Consider the following 18,208-nt stretch of genomic DNA (forward strand, 5'->3'; position numbering starts at 1 on the left):
GGCTTAGCCCACCTCTGCTAAATCAACTAAATTACCTTTACTTTCCAGCCATTCACGTCGATCGCCTGAACGTTTTTTTGCTAACAGCATATCCATTAATTCATCTGTCGCTTGGCTATCGTCAACCGTAAGCTGAACCAAACGTCGGGTATTGGGATCCATGGTTGTTTCCCGTAGCTGAAGTGGATTCATTTCACCCAAACCTTTGAAGCGTTGAACGTTTACCTTGCCTTTCTTTTTCTCTGCTTCAATGCGGTCTAAAATACCCTTTTTTTCACCTTCATCTAAGGCGTAAAAAACTTCCTTACCAACATCAATACGGTAAAGTGGTGGCATGGCGACGTAGATATGCCCCTGCTCTACTAACGGACGGAAGTGCCTAACGAAGAGAGCACAAAGTAGGGTTGCTATGTGCAAGCCATCCGAATCTGCATCCGCCAGAATACAGATTTTGCCGTAGCGAAGTTGCTCCAGATCTTCTGAGTTAGGATCAACCCCTAGCGCGACCGAAATATCATGAATTTCTTGTGACCCAAGAATTTGATCCGATTCAACTTCCCAGGTGTTTAAAATTTTACCGCGCAATGGCATGACCGCTTGAAAGTCACGATCGCGAGCTTGTTTAGCAGAGCCACCAGCAGAGTCACCTTCCACTAAGAATAACTCGCCACGAGCTGGATCCTGTGTTGCGCAATCGGTTAACTTACCCGGTAATGCAGGACCCTGAGTCACTTTTTTACGCACCACTTTCTTACTAGCGCGCATGCGGCGCTGGGCATTATTAATACAAAGCTCAGCAAGTTGTTCCGCTTGCTCGGTGTGTTCATTGAGCCAGAGACTAAAGGCATCCTTCACGACGCCAGAGACAAACGCCGCACATTGGCGCGAACTCAAACGCTCTTTGGTTTGTCCAGCAAACTGCGGATCTTGCATTTTCACCGATAAAATATAAGCACAGCGGTCCCATATATCTTCCGGAGTTAAGCGTACGCCGCGCGGTAATAGATTACGGAACTCACAAAAATCACGCATAGCTTCGAGCAAGCCCTGCCGGAGGCCATTTGCGTGAGTACCACCCAGCGGCGTAGGGATAAGGTTTACATAACTTTCAGTAACACCTTCGCCCCCCTCAGGCAACCATGTAACGGCCCAATCAACCGCTTCTTCGTTACCTGCAAAAGCGCCAATAAAAGGCTCTTCTGGTAACGTTGGTAATTCTTGTACCGCTTCTACTAAATAATCGCGCAAGCCATCTTCGTATAACCAAGTTTGTTCAGTTTGATCCACAAGGTTGCGAAAGTTGATTTTTAAACCCGGACAAAGAACTGCTTTGGCTCGCAATAAATGCGTTAACTTTAAGACCGAAAACTTAGCCGAATCAAAATATTTGGGGTCCGGCCAAAAATGAATATTGGTCCCTGTGTTACGTTTCCCAACAGTACCGGTAACTTCTAGGTCTGATACTTTATCGCCATGCTCAAAAGCCATTTGATAGACCTGACCATCACGCTTTACGGTAACGTTAACTCGCGTTGATAACGCATTTACAACCGAGATACCAACCCCGTGCAGACCGCCTGAAAACTTATAGCTCTTGTTTGAGAACTTGCCTCCGGCATGCAGCTTCGTCATGATCAGCTCAACCCCGGGCACCCCCTCTTCCGGATGCACATCAACTGGCATACCGCGCCCGTCATCTTGTACCTCAAGCGATTGATCAGGGTGCAATATCACCGTCAATTCTCTAGCGTGGCCAGCTAAGGCTTCATCCACACTATTATCTATCACCTCTTGACCAAGGTGGTTAGGACGAGTGGTGTCGGTATACATTCCGGGCCTGCGCCGGACCGGTTCTAGGCCATTTAAGACCTCTATGGCATCGGCTTTATAATCTGACATGCGTGGTTCTATCTCGCTTTTCATGAACGCCATGGATAAGGATGAGGACTTGGTTCGTTCTTATTATTATGCAATTTTCTTATACTGTTACAGGACGCTAAGAAACTCAAGCGCTGCTGGAAGATAACGCGGAAAATCTACAAAACTATGGTCTCCTCCACTCTCTACAATCATGCGCTGCGATTGATAAAAGTTCTGTGCCTGACGATAGTCGAGTTGCTCATCACCGCGCTGTAGTAAAATTAAAAGTTCGAGCGCGCTATCAAGTTGTTGCTCCACTTGCTGTAACACTTGTTTATCACCAGCGTCTAGTTGATAAGACTCGTGGGTACAGGGATGTATGCGCTGAATCGGATGCTCGGGCATCCAATGCTGCGGTGCCACTGCTGGGTTTATCAATACAGCGCGAGCAGGTCGTTGCTGCTGAGCTAGACGTGATGCCACGTAATGGCTCCAGAAACCTCCCAAAGAGCTGCCCATAACCGCAGTTATAGGTTGTTGTTCAATAAACTCATCCAGCATCGATTTAGCTGCTGCCATAGTTGCAGGCATCTGTGGCAATAACGCTGCTGGAACTTGGTGTTGGGCTAAAAACTGTTGCAATTGTTGCGCTTTTAACGAAGCTGGTGAACTTTCAAAACCATGAATGTAAAGTAACACTAACGCGCTCCTGGTAACGGCTGTGGTACCACCGCCTGCTGTCGCAATAGCTGTAACCACTCTTGCAAAAACTGGTTGATCTGATGTTTTTCATTGCGCTGATGCATCGCTGCGTTTGGTTGTTCATACCGGGCTTGTATCCGCTCTACTCCTTGGCTACGGATCACTTCTGCCAGTTGTGCATCGTGATACAAACGCACATCTAACTGAACTTCAGACCAACGCGGTAAACGCGCCGTAGCAGCGGTAGCTTGCTGTTGAATCCGAATTTCCGTGGTGTAAGGCGCCTGTTCTAAGACGCTGAGCACAAAACTGAGTTGCGGGCTGATCTTCACGACCCAAGCCCCGACCCTATGGGCGGTTTTTACTAACGGCTGCAAACAGGCATAGTTAACCGCAGCTAAGCGTTGTAGCGCAGCTAAATCAAACTGATACCGAGTTCGCTTTACATCACTAATCATCGTCTTTCTTTATCTTATCCAAATGTCTTGTCGCTATTTAAGCCATTAGATTTGCTCAAACTTACGTTTATGCAACTGCATCCACTGCAGACCAATCACACTGGCTGCATTATTGATCTTACCTTGCTCCAATAAGCTTACCACATCAGTAAACGGCAGCACATGCACACGAATATCTTCGTGCTCACTAGCTAGGCCACCGTGCCGACTCGCCTGACTGCTATCCACTTCAGCCACATAGACGGTGATTTGCTCGGTGCAGCCGCCAGGAGTCGACCAATAAGTGATGGCATGATGCAACACATCGGTAGTTAAACCTGCTTCTTCCATGAGTTCGCGATGGGCAACTTCTTCGGGTTGCTCATCCTCTTGGTCCATCATTCCAGCTACAAACTCTATCAGCCATGGACTATGGGGATCCTCTAACGCTCCTATGCGGAACTGCTCAAGCACGACCAAGGCGTCGAGTTTGGGATCATAAGGCAACACCACCACCGCATGGCCACGGTCCATGATCTCGCGAGTAAAGGTAGGCGACCAACCACCAGCAAACAGACGGTGCTGCAACTGGTACTGATAAATACTTAAAAATCCTTCTCTAACGACTTCTTTTGCGATAATTTTGACATCTTTAAGTGAGAACTTTTGCACGTGTTACCTGCTTTTTTGAATAATTTGTGATTCACCGTTCTTTGTACTCAATTAACCGCTATTTAGCTTAGTTTTGATTGTAAATAGATGAGCGTTTTGCACATAATTGGTTACACTTGAAACAACAACGTTGCAACTGTTGCGATGAAATTTAGTTAAAGACAAAGTAAACTGGTAATCATTCACCAGTGTATGTAAAATGATTGCCAGTTATCACTTCCATGATGATGCTTTCAAATAATTCAGGACACCCCAGAACATGAAAAAGCACGTATTATCAGCTCTATTAGGTTTAACCTTTGCTGCAAGCTCTAGTGTCACCTATGCCGACGACCTTGCACAAGTATTTCAACTAGCTTTGCAAAATGATCCAACCTTGCAACGTGTTGACGCCGAGCGTCGCGCGGCCCAAAAAGGTGTTGATATCACCAAAGCCAGCTTTTGGCCACAGCTAAACTTTAGCGCAGGCCTCAGCCGTTCTGATGCCGAACGCGTACAATTTGACACCATGAGCGGCAACTTGATTACTTTTGATCAAGAAAACAAAGGCTGGAATGCTGGGCTATCACTCACCCAAACCTTATTCGATATGAATGTTTGGGATCAAGCAAAGATCTCCGAGAAACAAGCTTATCAAGCCGAAGTAAATTATTTGAGCGAGCGTCAACAGCTGATGATGCGCGTAGTTAATGCTTACTTTACCGTACTTGAACGGCAAGATGATTTAGCTTTCGCAGAATCAGAAAAGAAAGCAATTGAGCGCCAGCTAGAACAAACCAAGCAGCGTTTCTCTGTTGGTTTAACCGCAATTACCGACGTGCACGAAGCACAAGCTCAATTTGATACTGCCGTTGCAGCGGAAATCCAAGCGCGCAATGCTGTATCAGTTGCACAAGAAAGTTTACGGGAAATAACCGGCCGTTATCACAGCGACCTTGCCCAGTTAAATACTCAATCATTTAGCCCCGAGTCACCTAATCCACAAGATGCCAGTAACTGGGTGAAAACGGCCGAAGACAAAAATTTAATGTTGATGGTACAACGAGTCGCTGTTGAAATTGCCGAGCAGCAAATTGACGTTGCCCAAAACGGTCATTTGCCAACCGTGTCTTTGTCTGGTGAATACAGCACCAACGATACCGAATCAACGACTCGCGGTATTACTGTCAATTTGCCACGAATGGATACCAACTCAATTGGCCTAAACGTGCGCGTACCTATTTTTTCTGGGTTCCGTACTAGCTCACAAGCAGAGCAAGCACGCGAAAACTACGTAGCCTCAAGTCAGCAATTAGAGTTTGTCCGCCGTAATGTCGAACGCGAAGTTCGCAGCGCGTACTATGACGTGGTAGCAGCCATTTCTACTATCACAGCTTTTGAGCAAGCAGTTATCTCTGCTGAAAGTGCCTTGAAAGCTACTCAAACAGGTTTTGAAGTGGGTACCCGTACGATTGTGGACGTGCTAAACAGCACGCGTAACCTCTTTAATGCTCGCCGTAATTTATCGAGTGCGCGCTATGGTTATATCCGTCAGTATCTTGCTCTTAAACAGGCATCAGGTTTGATCAGTGAACAAGATTTAGTCGCCATTAACGCAAGTCTTGTGAATGAAAATAATTGAGAAACCTAAGTTTGAGCTACGTTTTCTATCACCTAAGTATTGGTTAACGTGGCTCAGCGCCGGCTTTTTATATGGTATTTCATGGCTGCCATACAAATGGCAGCTTGCCATGGGTCGCGGCCTAGGCCGCCTGTTTTACCGCTTTGTACCTAAACGGGCACACACTGCCCGCCGTAATCTGGAGCTTTGTTTTCCGAATAAAAGTGCAGAAGATATCGAGCAGTTGGTAAAACGCAACCTAGAAAATACTGGTATCGCTTTTTTTGAGACTGGTATGGCATGGTGGTGGCCTGATTGGCGTATAAAACGCAAACTTCATCTGCATGGCATTGAGCATATTCAAGCCCCGCTCGCCGAGGGTAAAGGCGTGCTCTTGCTGCTGTTTCACTTTCTTAGTCTTGAAGTTCATGCCCGCTTGCATGGGTTCGTGCAACCCGCCGTAGGCTTGTATCGACCTCATAACAATGCCGTTATGGAGTTTTTACAAACCCGTGGTAGAGGACGCTCCAACAAGTACATGATCCCACGTACTGACGTACGTAGCATGCTCCAAGCATTAGACCAAGGTGAGATTGCTGGCTACTTGCCGGACCAAGATTACGGCCGCAAGCGTACCGTATTTGCCCCGTTGTTTGCTGTAGAGCAAGCAAGTACTACCACCGGCACCTTGTTGTTTGCCGAAAATGCTAACTGTGTGGTGCTGCCTGTAACCTGCTTTCGGCGCGACGATGGTAGTGGTTATGATATGACGTTTTATCCGCAGTTTGAGCAGTTTCCAACCGGAGACCAAGTTGCAGATGTGACGCGTGTTAATCGTATGATTGAATATGCTATTTTGCAAAAACCTGAGCAATACATGTGGATTCATCGACGCTTCAAGACACGCCCAGATTCATCGGATCCTGACCTCTACCGCTAACGCGATTCTGCGTGTTCAACATCTAACCTTGCTTGGCAGCTAACCATTGCTGCCAAGCTGTTTCAACCACAGCTCGGGCGGCAGATACATCTTGATGGGTCTTGCTGCTTTGCTCTGCTAATGCCAATTGATGCGACAGCTCTCGTAATCTAATATAAGTCTCGATTAATTGTTGTGCTTGCTCGGTCGGCATCAAGTTTAATTGGCCTGCAGTTTCTAAAATTCGAATATTATCAGTGTAAGTTGCAAGTTCTGGGTAGTCATGAGCATACCTTAAGGTAAGGTACTGCACTAAAAATTCAATATCTGTAATACCGCCATAGCCCTGTTTTAAATCAAACTCTTGTTCGTTTACCGCTAGCTTGGTGTGCTCACGCATTTTTTCACGCATACTCACCACTTGTTCGCGTAATTCATCTTCTGAGCGCTGTTGGCATAAGCGCTGTAGGCGCAACTGAATCAATTGCTGACGTATCTCCTCACGACCAAATACAGGCCGCGCCCGAACTAAGGCCTGCAACTCCCAAGTCCACGCATCCTCAGCTAAATATTTAGCGTAAGTGTCTAGTCGAGTAACCAGTAGTCCAGCCTTACCAGATGGACGCAAACGCATATCCGTATCATACAACACCCCAACCATAGTTCGGGTAGTTAACAGATGCAAAATACGTTGCGCTAGGCGTAAATAGAATTGCTGATTCTCGATTTCTCTTGGGCCTTGCGTCACCCCGCCGTAGTCTGCATCAGCGATAAATACCAAATCCAAATCTGAGCCATAACCCAACTCTAAACCACCCAACTTGCCGTAGGCGAGTACTGCAAACCCCATATTGTCACTGTCTTGACCAGCTGGGTTACCGTATTTTTCAGCCATCTGATACCAAGCTAAACGAACAACTTTGGCAATGATAGCTTCAGCTAAATAAGTTAAGTGGTCACTGACTTTCATCAGTGGCAGAGCGCCACTGATATCTGCCGCGGCAATACGTAATTGTAAGACCTGACGCGCCTGACGCAGTGCATCCATTTGCGCCTCTAAATCAGCCTCCTGCTCGGGGATCCGCAACAAGTATTCATCGACCAGACGGCCATAATCGGCCAGTTGCGGCAACTGATATAGATGCTGAGGGTCGATCAATTCATCTAATAAAAGTGGGTACTGTGCTAACTGTGTCGCCAGCCATGAACTGGCGCGACATAGCTTCAACAGTTGCTCGCGAGCACCTTTGTTCTCAACCAGTAGCTCCACGTAAGCTGTACGGCTCATAATTTTGCGTAGAACTAGCAACACACGTTCTAAGACTGCTTCAGCATCTTCATAAGCCAATAGTTGCTCAATCAAGATGGGGACTAATCGAGCCATTGCTTGGCGTCCGCGAGGGCCACTACCACGGCGCCGAACCTCTTGGCGAAGTTGACTGATGTGCGCCCACATTTGTTGGGCGCTGGCAGCGTTCAAACCAGCATCAATGAGGATAGCTACGGCAGCATCGTCTTCGATCATATCCTGCCATAACAGTTGTAACTCACCAGCTTCTTCGTCGTCTTCATCCGTTGCGCCAATAACGGCTCTAAAATGTTGGTGAACCTTTTGCATCGCTTGATCAATTCGATCAACCAATGCTGGCCAACTGACTTTAAATACCTGCGCCATAGCCTGTTGCTGATCATCTTGGTCCGGCAATGTCTGTGTTTGCTCGTCATTCAGTTCCTGCAAGACATGCTCAACCTTACGCAAAAACTCATAGCTTTGTAGCAGCTCATCCACCACTGCCGGTTCCAGCAACTGTTGTTGTTTGATCACGGCATAAGCTTGATACAAAGATTGGGTTTGTAGTTGACGTTGCTGTCCACCTCGAATCAACTGAAAGACTTGCGCAATAAACTCGATTTCACGAATACCCCCAGCACCAAGCTTGATGTTGTTCCGAACGCCCTGACGGCGGGTTTCTTGGGTGATCAACGCCTTCATTTTACGCAGCGCATCAATCGCTGAAAAATCAATATAACGTCGGTAAACAAATGGCCTTAGCAGCGCACTAAATTGCTGTTGAGCAACCTCGCTCGCACCAATTAAACGCGCTTTAACCATAGCATAGCGCTCCCAATCACGGCCTTGTTCTTGGTAGTAATATTCTAATGCGGCCATGCTGGCTACCAGTGGGCCAGATTGGCCAAAAGGACGCAGTCGTAAATCGATCCTAAACACTCGACCATCAGCAGTCGGAGTGTCTAGCAAGGCTAAAAGAGCTTGGGCGTACTTGGTAAAAAACACACTGGCTTCAAGCGGACGTCGCGGATGTTGTGTCTCGGCTTGCTCTGGATAGCAAAAAATAAGGTCGATATCTGACGAAAAGTTTAATTCTCCCCCGCCTAGTTTACCCATGCCAATCACATACAGCTGTTGCGGTACTCCCTGACTATCCAGTAATTCACCATAGCGCTCAGTTAAACGCGGTCGCAGCCATTGAACGGCGGCGATGATAAAAGCATCAGCAGTTGCGCTTAAATGTCGCAACATGTCCGCCAAGCTAATTTGCTGCAGCAGGTCTGCCGCAGCCAAACTTGCATACCAACGTTGTCTTAATTGCCGCAGTTGACGCTGTGCACTGCCTTCATCGCTACATTGCTGTAACTCTTGCTGCACCAGGGTCAAATAGTTCTCTGGCGCTGGAAGCACCACCTGATGTGGGTATCCCGGCTGTTGTCGCCACTCGATAGCTTGCGGTTGTTGCTCTAGTGTACGCGCAATAAAGGGGCTGATTGAGGCGACAAAGGCCGATGCATCTATCATTATAAAATCCAATAAGGTTCTTGTTTGATAGCCGAGCGGCGAGAGCGTTCCAGGGCATATAGCAACGACTCTAACTGTACCTCTTGCCAACTAAGTAGACGCTCGGTGTTAATATCATCCGTATCTTTAATGGCTTCTCGTAGTAGTTTTAGCGCCAATATTTCTCGGATGCCGCGCAGCATATCTAACCACGGAGCCCGGAATTGCTCACGATCTTGTTGATCAAATAGCGCTCCTACACAATAGCCCAGTTGCAATGAACTTTGCAGCTGCGGCAACTGCTTAAGATATTGCTCTGGACGCATTTCTTCAGCGCGCGTGAAAGGTTCAGCAACCCATTGCCAGTCATCTCGTAAGCGCTGCACGGCCCATTGCTTTAACGGGGTCTGCATAAGTTGTTCATGGCGAGGTTGTTGGGCACACAACTCACCTAGCTCAAATAAGGTCAGTTGATAATCATCACGTTTACTCAAATTTACCACCAGCTCAAGTTGCACAGCATGTTGCTGTTGCTCCAAAATGTGTTCATACAGCTTGGTATTTTGCTTTAACGCGCGATGATAAGCTCCATCTTCAGCTATCAGCTCATTGAGACCATCAAACCTACTGAGCCAACCCAAGTGCCCCAGCATCTGTTCTAACCGTAAAATATGGTCACTCACATCAATTTCGAATAAGGCCAATTGTTGCAACACCACTTTACTTAAACGAATTCCATCAGTAATACCAGCCACTGCCTGCACACACGGCTGCTGGGTTAAACAGGCATCATTGTGTTGCCAGTATTGCAAGGCGTAAGTTAATGCTCGATATAACCCTTGACCAACATCGTCTTGGCCTTGTTGACTGACAAAGTCAGCATGGGTGTAGGGTTCTAATACCGACTTGCCAGCTAACAAGTAGCCCCGAGCTGCCTTGCTTAAGGTTCCTACTCTCGCGTTCACGCGGGTAATAAAACGGCGTGCTAATTTATACGCTGCGGCCGTATCTGCACCTTGTACTTCTAATTCAATTTCACAGATGGGTTGGCGGTGCTCAGCGGCAATGATTTCACCTTCATCGAATACCAGTTCTATCATTCCATCGCCCTGGGGAATTCGCCAACGATGGCGGGTGAAATCGGTACGAAAAATTTCCTTTAGCTCGCGCTGAATATCAAACAACGGAAAGTCATCCGGCCATATATCTTCTTCGAACAACGTCAAATCAGGTACCGGCTGGGCAATCACCCTGTTGTATTCAGGCCGCTGATGCATGCCACCTAACACCTGCCCGGCAAGTTTAATTGTTTGTTCTAAGTGCTCACCACGCTGCCTTATGCGTAATCCCATATCGTATTCACGCAAACGCAAATCATCGGTATCAAAGTAGGCATTGTTAAGTTCAAAAATGTCATGCTCAGCCCCCTTCGCCAATTGCTCACAAAGTTGCAAGACAGCTGCTCGTTGCTGCGGCTCAAGGATAAGTTTGAGTTCTATTTCTTGGCTATGTTGGTGACTCACGAATGGTTCCATCTATGCATCATTAGTTAGGCCTCATACGGTACTCGCAGACTCCTTACAGGTCAACTGATCAGGGCTTGACACTGGCGGTTAAAAAATGCAACGTGGGCGCCATCGGCGGTGCTCGAAAATGTAGCGCTGATACGCCCGCAAGAAAGCGACAAAAATTCTGATCGGGTGGGCTTTACTGGCGCTCAAAAAGCCCTATACTTGCGCCGAAAATATGTCCCCGCCAGCCATCGGCTGAGTCTTACAGGAGAATCTATGTTTAAAGCGAGTGAAGTGCTTGCGGCTCAGTATTCCGGCGCCGACCTCGGTCGACTCCAACAGGCCATTACCGCCAACTATTTAGTTGATGAAGATGCCTATTTGCGTGAGTTGATGACACTGGTACCGAATCAACCTGAACAAATTGACGCTGTTACCCAAGCTGCTGCGGCACTGGTGGGTAAAGTTCGTGAGCGTGCTGACAACAGCGGTATTGATGCGTTCCTGCAAGAATACAGTTTAGATACCAAAGAAGGCATCATTTTGATGTGCCTCGCGGAAGCCTTATTACGTATTCCTGACGCAACAACAGCTGATGCGTTAATCCAAGATCGGCTTTCCGGTGGTGATTGGCAAAAACATATGGGCCAAAGTACCTCTTGGTTAGTGAATACCGGCACTTGGGGCATCGCCTTTGCTAACAATCGGATAAACCCTACCGGCCAGCCGATGGAAACGCCTCGTGGTGTATTTAAGCGCCTGACTCGTCGTTTAAGTACACCGGTAGTTCGTAAAGCAACGTATCAAGCGATGCGAATTATGGGCACCCAGTTCGTCTTAGGCCGTACTATTGAAGAAGCGCTGAAAAACAGTCGTGCTAATCGCGATAAAGGCTACACGCACTCTTACGATATGCTTGGCGAGGCGGCATTAACCATGCGTGATGCGCAGCGCTATCACGCCGATTATGTCAATTCGATTAAGATAGTTGGCAAAGAAAACTTCAATAACCCGAAGGCTCCACGCCCAACTATTTCAATAAAATTATCAGCCCTACACCCGCGCTATGAGGTGGCTAATCACGAGCGCGTTATGACTGAGCTGGCACAAAGCTTAACTGAGCTCGTTAAACTAGCCAAAGAGGCCGATGTTGGAGTCAGCATTGATGCAGAAGAAGCAGACCGGCTTGAACTTTCGCTAGAATTATTTGAGAAAGTGTATCGAAGCGGCGTCTGTAAAGGCTGGCCACGTTTTGGTTTGGTGGTGCAAGCCTATTCAAAACGTGCATTACCTACATTATGTTGGGTGACCGCGCTGGCGCGCGAATGTGGCGACGAGATTCCGGTGCGTTTGGTAAAGGGTGCGTATTGGGACACAGAAATCAAACTTTGCCAAGTGAATGGTCTAACTGGTTATCCAGTGTTTACCCGCAAAGCCAATACTGACGTGTCTTACTTAGCCTGTGCTCACTACTTATTGAGTGCCGCGACCGATGGGGCTATTTACCCGCAGTTTGCTACCCACAATGCACACACCGTTGTCGCTATTCGGGAACTCAATAAGCAGTATCAGCGACGGATAGAATTTCAGCGCTTGCACGGTATGGGTGACGATCTCTATGACACCATCTTAGAGCAGGATGAAAATACCACCGTGCGAATTTACGCTCCGGTTGGTGCACACAAAGACTTGTTACCCTACTTGGTGCGCCGCCTACTGGAAAATGGTGCTAATACATCTTTTGTGCACAAATTAGTGGACCCAGAAACTCCAGTAGCCGACTTGATTGAGCACCCTTTAACGACCATGCATCAGCATGACCATTTCGCTAATGCCAAAATTCCTTTGCCGACGCAGATCTTTGCAGATCGGAAAAACTCGTTAGGATTGAATATGAACATTCATTCACAAGCAGATGACTTTATTGCAGCAGTACAACAATACCAAGACAAACAATGGCAAGCAGGACCGATTGTTAATGGCGATGTCATTGATGCCCATCATCAGGTTGCGATCCATAGCCCGCAACAAACCGACCGCCTTATTGGCACCATTTGCTGGGGCGACAAAGCTCTTGCGGAACAAGCACTAACCAGTGCCAATGCTGCTTATCGACGTTGGCGCGATACCGATGTTGAAGTCAGAGCCAAAGCATTAGAGAAGCTCGCTGATCTGATGGAAGCGAATCGTAACGAGTTGATTGCTCTGTGTACGCTAGAAGCCGGCAAGAGTCTACAAGATGGTATTGATGAAGTACGCGAAGCTGTCGATTTCTGCCGCTACTACGCTGTCCAAGCGCGTGAACTCATGGGTCAAGGGACCACGCTACCAGGCCCGACGGGCGAAACGAACGAGCTATTCTTGCAAGGCCGCGGCACCTTTATTTGTATTAGCCCGTGGAACTTCCCACTAGCTATTTTCTTAGGGCAGGTGGCTGCAGCACTGGTTACAGGTAACTGTGTTATCGCTAAACCTGCTGAGCAAACTGGCTTTATTGCATTCCGTGCCGTGCAGTTGGCGCTTGAGGCCGGTATTCCTGGTGATGTGTTGCACTTTATGCCAGGCAGCGGTGCCGAGGTTGGTTCGTTCCTAGTTTCCCAAGAAGATATCGGTGGCGTCTGCTTTACCGGTTCAACCTACACCGCTCAAGCAATTAACCGCGCCTTGGCCGCCCGAACAGGTGCGATAGTGCCATTGGTTGCCGAAACCGGTGGTCAAAACGCGATGCTTATTGATTCCACTGCGTTGCCTGAGCAAGCAGTTACCGATATCGTTGCTAGTGCCTTCAAGAGTGCCGGTCAGCGTTGTTCTGCCCTACGCGTCTTATTTGTACAGGACGATATCGCCGATCGCGTGATTGATCTGCTTAAAGGTGCAATGGCCGAGCTAAAAGTTGGCAACCCTATGCTACATGAAACCGACGTAGGTCCGGTTATTGATGGCGTAGCTAAACACAATCTTGAGCAGCACATCAACGATATTAGCCAAGCGGGTCGCTTAATTGCGCGTGCTCCGATGCCTGAATACACTCAAGGCGGTACTTTTGTCGCACCAACGGCTATCGAAATTGACTCTATTAATCAGTTAGTGAAAGAAAACTTCGGTCCGATCTTGCACGTTATTCGCTATAGCACTGACAGCTTAGATCAAGTTATCGATAGTATTAATGGTACTGGTTTTGGTTTGACCTTTGGTATTCACAGCCGCAATGAAACCTTTGCTGCGGACATTGCCCGCCGGATTGATGTCGGTAACGTTTATATTAATCGTAACCAAATTGGTGCGGTGGTAGGGGTACAGCCATTTGGTGGCCGTGGTATGTCAGGTACAGGTCCAAAAGCTGGTGGCCCACACTACTTAACCCGTTTTGTTACTGAAAAAACGCGCACCAACAACATTACTGCTGTTGGTGGCAATGCAACCCTACTATCGTTGGGCGATTAAAAATCGCCCAAGTCATGTAGATACAAGCTCTGGCTACCATCTTTGATGGTGGTAGCTAGGCTTTCAATACGCGGTAAAATACGCGCCATATAGAACTTAGCTGTTTTTAGTTTACTTGCTAGATGTGGCTTTTCTGCAACTTGCGGCGCAGCAGCCGCAGCCATACGCAACCACACGTAACCAAAAGCAACGTAACCAATTAAGTTCAGGTACTCTACCGCGACACTGTTAATGATATTTTCATCATCCATCACCTTGCTTAATACTTGCACGGTAACTTGGTGTACCAATTGCGTAGCATCAGCAAGCTGTTGATATTCTGCTTCAAATCCTGCTAACGGTTCAGCTAATAACGCTTGGATATCCGCAAGGAGTGGTTTCAGGAGTTCACCTCGACTACCGGCAACTTTGCGCCCTAATAAATCTAAAGCTTGAATGCCGTTAGTGCCTTCATAGATTTGCGCTATCCGACAATCACGAACTAACTGCTCTTGTCCCCATTCGCGAATAAAGCCATGACCGCCAAATACTTGCTGACCAAGTACAGTGGCTTCAAACCCAGTGTCCGTTAAAAAGGCTTTGGCAACTGGAGTTAACAACTGCACCAACGCTTCGGCCCGTTGGCGAGTCTCTGCATCAGCTGCGTATTTTGCTAAATCGAGTTGTTGCCCCACATAAGTTGAGAATGCTCGGCCACCTTCAACGAAAGCTTTCATGGTAAGCAGCATGCGCCGCACATCGCCATGCACAATAATAGGGTCGGCTTCTTTCTCGGGCTGCTGCGTAGCTTTAGCGCCACGACCTTGAATGCGGTCTTGGGCATACTCTAGCGCATTTTGATAAGAGCGAGCTGCAGCACCAAGGCCTTGGATACCTACACCTAACCGCTCATAGTTCATCATGGTGAACATCGCTGGTAAACCTTTGTGCGGCTCACCTACCAGCCAACCCTTGGCACCATCAAAATTCATCACACAAGTAGCAGAGGCATGAATACCCATTTTGTGTTCCGTTGAACCACAATGCACGCCATTGCGCTCACCAATAGAACCATCAGCATTTACCAGAAACTTCGGCACTAAGAATAAGCTGATGCCTTTACTACCTGCGGGTGCGTCGGGCAACTTAGCTAACACCAAATGTATGATGTTGTCAGTGAGGTCATGTTCGCCACCGGTGATAAAAATCTTGGTCCCGCTGATAGCAAAACTACCGTCTTCATTAGGAATGGCTTTGGTACGAATAATACCGAGATCGGTACCGGCATGAGGTTCGGTAAGACACATCGAACCTGCCCAGTTACCACTGATCATATTTTCTAAATAAGTGGCTTTTAGCTCGTCACTGCCATGCTGATCGATGGTCATGATAGCGCCAGCAGTCAAGCCTGAATATAATGAGAAAGAGATATCCGCTGCACAGAGCATTTCTTCATATTGCGCTGATACGGATTTTGGTAGGCCCATACCACCAAAGTCAGGATTGGCAGTCACCCCTACCCAACCACCTTCAGCCAGTTGCTTGAAGTTTTCTTTGTAGCCTTGCGGGGTGGTTACCACGCCGTTATCGAAACTCACGCCTTCTTCATCAGCAGCCCGAGCATTAGGAGCAATCAAGCTTTCTGCCAATTTCGCGCCTTCATCAATAATGGCAACTGCAGTGTCAATATCGACGTCAGCAAAGGCCTCAATTTTGGCCCAGTCTTCATGAACTTTAAATACATCCTGCAGTACAAACTGCATATCTTCACGGGGTACACGATAATCAGCCATGACCACACCTCTCTCAATCAGTTGGCAGAAAAAATCAAACAACGAATTTAAACAGGTGTTTTAATATCAGATCTACTAGGGTCTTGTCCAGTCTTCTAAGGCTGGTAACTGAAAAGCCTGTTGGTTCATTGACATCACCACATGAGCCGGCGAAATTTTTAGAATCGTCACCGCACCAAAGCTATCTCCTTCAAAGAGCCGTCGCCCATCGAGAACAATCCAGCGTGCGGTGGCATCAGATGAATATTGATGACTATCGTAACTAAAACTGCCAATTTGCCGTTGCATACTCAGGTTTAAATCGTAAATGGTAGGAACGACACTTTGTTGCGCCGAATTCTCTCCACTTGCTAAGGCATCTTCAAAGGCCGCCAGCAATTCGGGAGATACCGCGTTTAAATCCAACCCTTGCCCTTGTGAAATCACCTTATCGTTAGCCTCGTTAGCTGTTACCGGCGCAGTTGCTTCAGCGGTTTCAGCTACTGTTGCTGGCTCGGCTGTTGTGACTGCAACTGGCTCTGGCCAAACCGGAACGCGTATAGCCGAAGGTTCACCTAATCGATACGCTGGCGTTGCTGGCGGCGTTGCTGCTTGGTTTAAGTCGGGGATTGGCGTCAGCGCTGATGTTTCTTGCGTAGGTGCCGGATTATCCTGTAACCACCACCAAACCGCAGCTGCACTTAATACAAACAGCAGCAGCGCCAAGACTACTGCAACTAGGCCTGTATAAGGCCCACGAGGCTGAGTAGCACTAGCTAACCAAATGGGATTGGGTTGAGGCACCAGTGGCGATGACTGCCGCTGCAATGCTTTTAATACTGAAGACATTTATTGCTCCTCTTGCAAACGCGGGCCGCCTAGCCGACTGTTCGCCGCTAACCAAGCCAGAGTGATACCATCCAACGCGCCCGTAACCGGCAAGCCTGCTGCCATTTGAACCTGGCGTAACTGGTGCACCAGTGATTGTTCACCAGCACTACCAGACTCTTTTAGTTGTTGCGCTAACCATTGCTGGTACAGGCTCGAGTCTTCATCAGCATAGCCCGGTGGCTGCGGAATAAAGGCAACAAAACGACCATTCCAGCCGGCTTCTGGTTGGGTTGCCATACTGCCAACAAACTGGTGCTGACCAGCATCTAACTGCAGCAATAATGGCCAACTTAATTGTTTCAGTTGGTCCATACGTGCGGTACCAGTAACACACATGAGTTGGAACTGCTCCACCCAGTTACACACGGCTGCTTCTGTTGGTGGTGCTGGTAATTGCCAGACCTGAGTTAATGCCACAATCGCTGGAACAGCGGCAGAATCAGCGGGTGTCGACTCACTTGGCGCTGATACTTCCATGGTGGTCTCCATGGGAGTCGCTGCTAAGCCATCCGTGCTCACTCGGGTGTTCACTTGGTTCATTAAATACAATGCCAGCCAAGCACTAACGCCACCAAGAATTGCTGCTGCCGGCAATATCCACCACTTACGAGAATTGGTTGTGGCTGCAGGCGCCCCATCCAATTCCAGCACGGCCTGCTTAATATGTTTTACCGTCACCGTTTGCGTTTGATCGTTATAGGCAGCGAGTAACGCCCTATCACAAAGTAGATTCAGCCGTCGAGGGATCCCTTCGCTTGCTTGGTGTACCCGCTGTATCGCTGCGCGCTCAAACAATCCGCGCTGTGCTCCGGCAACTTGCAAGCGGTAATTAATATAGCGTTCGGTATCAGCCAATTGTAATGGTAATAAGTGATAACGAGCCGTTATCCGCTGTGCTAGCTGGCGTAACTCGCGACGGCGCAGCAGATCTTGCAATTCAGGCTGACCAATTAAAATAACTCGCAATAGCTTCTGCTGGTTGGTTTCAAGATTGGTTAATAAACGCAATTGCTCTAATACTTGGGGTTGTAAGTGTTGGGCTTCATCAATCAGCACCACACATTGCTGACCCGCTTGATGTGCACTCAGGAGAAACTTACTCAACAAGTCTGTCAGTTGTTTGTCCGTTAATGGGCCGGATGCTGAGTCTTTGCGGCTTTTTGGCTGAGCAGCTGATTGCAACCCAAACTCATCACATAACGTAGCTAGTAACTCGTGTGAATTCAGCATCGGATTCAGAATAAATGCCGTTTGTGTGTGCTCTGGTAATTGTTCTAACAGGGCACGTGACACCGTCGTCTTGCCGGTACCAACTTCACCTGTGAGTAAGATAAATCCACCGCTACCTGATAATCCATAACTTAAATGCGCTAGCGCCTCTTGGTGACGCTCACTCAAATAGAGAAACTGTGGATCTGGAGCGATCGAAAAGGGCTCTGTGTGTAAACCAAAATAATTCAAATACATGCTGTCTGTATCACTATATTAAATCAAGGTAGCCAAGGCGTACCGGCTGCGCTTATTGTTATAATTAGATGGTTGTAAGTAAGGTTTTGCGTCGAGCATGGCTACAGTGTAACCACTCACTTGCATCACTGCCAGTGATTAGCGATGATGCACCGAGAAT

The 18,208-nt window shown here is 47.8% G+C and carries 12 protein-coding genes; 3 read left to right on the plus strand and 9 right to left on the minus strand.

Features of this window, described 5'->3' with window-relative positions:
- Window positions 1-3: 3 nt before the first annotated feature.
- The 4 genes from parE to ACQ661_RS10110 form a co-directional block, all read right to left on the minus strand.
- A complete protein-coding gene (gene parE / locus ACQ661_RS10095; RefSeq protein WP_110076419.1) occupies window positions 4-1,899 on the minus strand; it encodes a DNA topoisomerase IV subunit B in 1,896 nt (631 codons plus the stop codon).
- An 87-nt stretch (window positions 1,900-1,986) separates the two neighbouring features.
- On the minus strand, window positions 1,987-2,559 hold the full coding sequence (locus ACQ661_RS10100; protein WP_153827218.1) for a YqiA/YcfP family alpha/beta fold hydrolase: 573 nt from the start codon (window positions 2,557-2,559) through the stop codon (window positions 1,987-1,989).
- On the minus strand, window positions 2,559-3,020 hold the full coding sequence (locus ACQ661_RS10105; RefSeq protein WP_153827217.1) for a DUF1249 domain-containing protein: 462 nt from the start codon (window positions 3,018-3,020) through the stop codon (window positions 2,559-2,561). Before ACQ661_RS10105 ends, ACQ661_RS10100 begins: the two co-directional genes overlap by 1 nt.
- A gap of 45 nt (window positions 3,021-3,065) precedes the next feature.
- On the minus strand, window positions 3,066-3,671 hold the full coding sequence (locus ACQ661_RS10110) for an NUDIX domain-containing protein (protein ID WP_162014595.1): 606 nt from the start codon (window positions 3,669-3,671) through the stop codon (window positions 3,066-3,068).
- A 259-nt stretch (window positions 3,672-3,930) separates the two neighbouring features.
- On the opposite strand from ACQ661_RS10110, the gene tolC reads away from it, so the two are divergent.
- Complete coding sequence (gene tolC / locus ACQ661_RS10115) at window positions 3,931-5,292, plus strand: outer membrane channel protein TolC (RefSeq protein ID WP_431668273.1); 1,362 nt, start codon at window positions 3,931-3,933, stop codon at window positions 5,290-5,292.
- On the plus strand, window positions 5,279-6,211 hold the full coding sequence (lpxL, locus tag ACQ661_RS10120; RefSeq protein ID WP_153827215.1) for an LpxL/LpxP family Kdo(2)-lipid IV(A) lauroyl/palmitoleoyl acyltransferase: 933 nt from the start codon (window positions 5,279-5,281) through the stop codon (window positions 6,209-6,211). Before tolC ends, lpxL begins: the two co-directional genes overlap by 14 nt.
- Window positions 6,212-6,233: 22 nt before the next feature.
- Here the strand turns inward: lpxL and glnE are convergent, their stop codons facing one another.
- Both glnE and ACQ661_RS10130 read right to left on the minus strand, forming a co-directional pair.
- Window positions 6,234-9,005, minus strand: a complete 2,772-nt coding sequence (gene glnE / locus ACQ661_RS10125; protein WP_431668274.1) for a bifunctional [glutamate--ammonia ligase]-adenylyl-L-tyrosine phosphorylase/[glutamate--ammonia-ligase] adenylyltransferase — start codon at window positions 9,003-9,005, stop codon at window positions 6,234-6,236.
- The gene (locus tag ACQ661_RS10130) at window positions 9,005-10,507 is read right to left on the minus strand and encodes an inorganic triphosphatase (RefSeq protein ID WP_257119948.1); all 1,503 of its coding nucleotides are present in this window, start codon (window positions 10,505-10,507) and stop codon (window positions 9,005-9,007) included. Before ACQ661_RS10130 ends, glnE begins: the two co-directional genes overlap by 1 nt.
- A 264-nt stretch (window positions 10,508-10,771) precedes the next feature.
- Here ACQ661_RS10130 and putA point away from each other — a divergent pair, with 264 nt between their 5' ends.
- The gene (putA, locus tag ACQ661_RS10135; RefSeq protein ID WP_153827212.1) at window positions 10,772-13,939 is read left to right on the plus strand and encodes a bifunctional proline dehydrogenase/L-glutamate gamma-semialdehyde dehydrogenase PutA; all 3,168 of its coding nucleotides are present in this window, start codon (window positions 10,772-10,774) and stop codon (window positions 13,937-13,939) included.
- Here the strand turns inward: putA and ACQ661_RS10140 are convergent.
- From ACQ661_RS10140 to ACQ661_RS10150, 3 genes are all read right to left on the minus strand, one after another.
- Window positions 13,936-15,711: an acyl-CoA dehydrogenase C-terminal domain-containing protein gene (locus ACQ661_RS10140; protein WP_153827211.1), complete on the minus strand. Its 1,776-nt coding sequence runs from the start codon at window positions 15,709-15,711 to the stop codon at window positions 13,936-13,938. The genes putA and ACQ661_RS10140 overlap by 4 nt on opposite strands.
- Window positions 15,712-15,786: 75 nt before the next feature.
- On the minus strand, window positions 15,787-16,539 hold the full coding sequence (locus tag ACQ661_RS10145) for a general secretion pathway protein GspB (RefSeq protein WP_431668275.1): 753 nt from the start codon (window positions 16,537-16,539) through the stop codon (window positions 15,787-15,789).
- A complete protein-coding gene (locus ACQ661_RS10150) occupies window positions 16,540-18,048 on the minus strand; it encodes an ExeA family protein (RefSeq protein WP_431668276.1) in 1,509 nt (502 codons plus the stop codon).
- Window positions 18,049-18,208 lie beyond the last annotated feature (160 nt).

Origin of the sequence: Pseudidiomarina sp. WS423, assembly GCF_050750165.1 — a bacterium.
GTDB lineage: Bacteria > Pseudomonadota > Gammaproteobacteria > Enterobacterales > Alteromonadaceae > Pseudidiomarina > Pseudidiomarina fusca.

Bases quoted from the DNA above. Each gene is read 5' to 3' on its own strand.
- parE (WP_110076419.1), bottom strand. From the start codon at position 1,899: ATGTCAGATTATAAAGCCGATGCCATAGAGGTCTTAAATGGCCTAGAA.
- ACQ661_RS10105 (WP_153827217.1), bottom strand. From the start codon at position 3,020: ATGATTAGTGATGTAAAGCGAACTCGGTATCAGTTTGATTTAGCTGCG.
- tolC (WP_431668273.1), top strand. From the start codon at position 3,931: ATGAAAAAGCACGTATTATCAGCTCTATTAGGTTTAACCTTTGCTGCA.
- lpxL (WP_153827215.1), top strand. From the start codon at position 5,279: ATGAAAATAATTGAGAAACCTAAGTTTGAGCTACGTTTTCTATCACCT.
- glnE (WP_431668274.1), bottom strand. From the start codon at position 9,005: ATGATAGATGCATCGGCCTTTGTCGCCTCAATCAGCCCCTTTATTGCG.
- putA (WP_153827212.1), top strand. From the start codon at position 10,772: ATGTTTAAAGCGAGTGAAGTGCTTGCGGCTCAGTATTCCGGCGCCGAC.
- ACQ661_RS10140 (WP_153827211.1), bottom strand. From the start codon at position 15,711: ATGGCTGATTATCGTGTACCCCGTGAAGATATGCAGTTTGTACTGCAG.
- ACQ661_RS10145 (WP_431668275.1), bottom strand. From the start codon at position 16,539: ATGTCTTCAGTATTAAAAGCATTGCAGCGGCAGTCATCGCCACTGGTG.
- ACQ661_RS10150 (WP_431668276.1), bottom strand. From the start codon at position 18,048: ATGTATTTGAATTATTTTGGTTTACACACAGAGCCCTTTTCGATCGCT.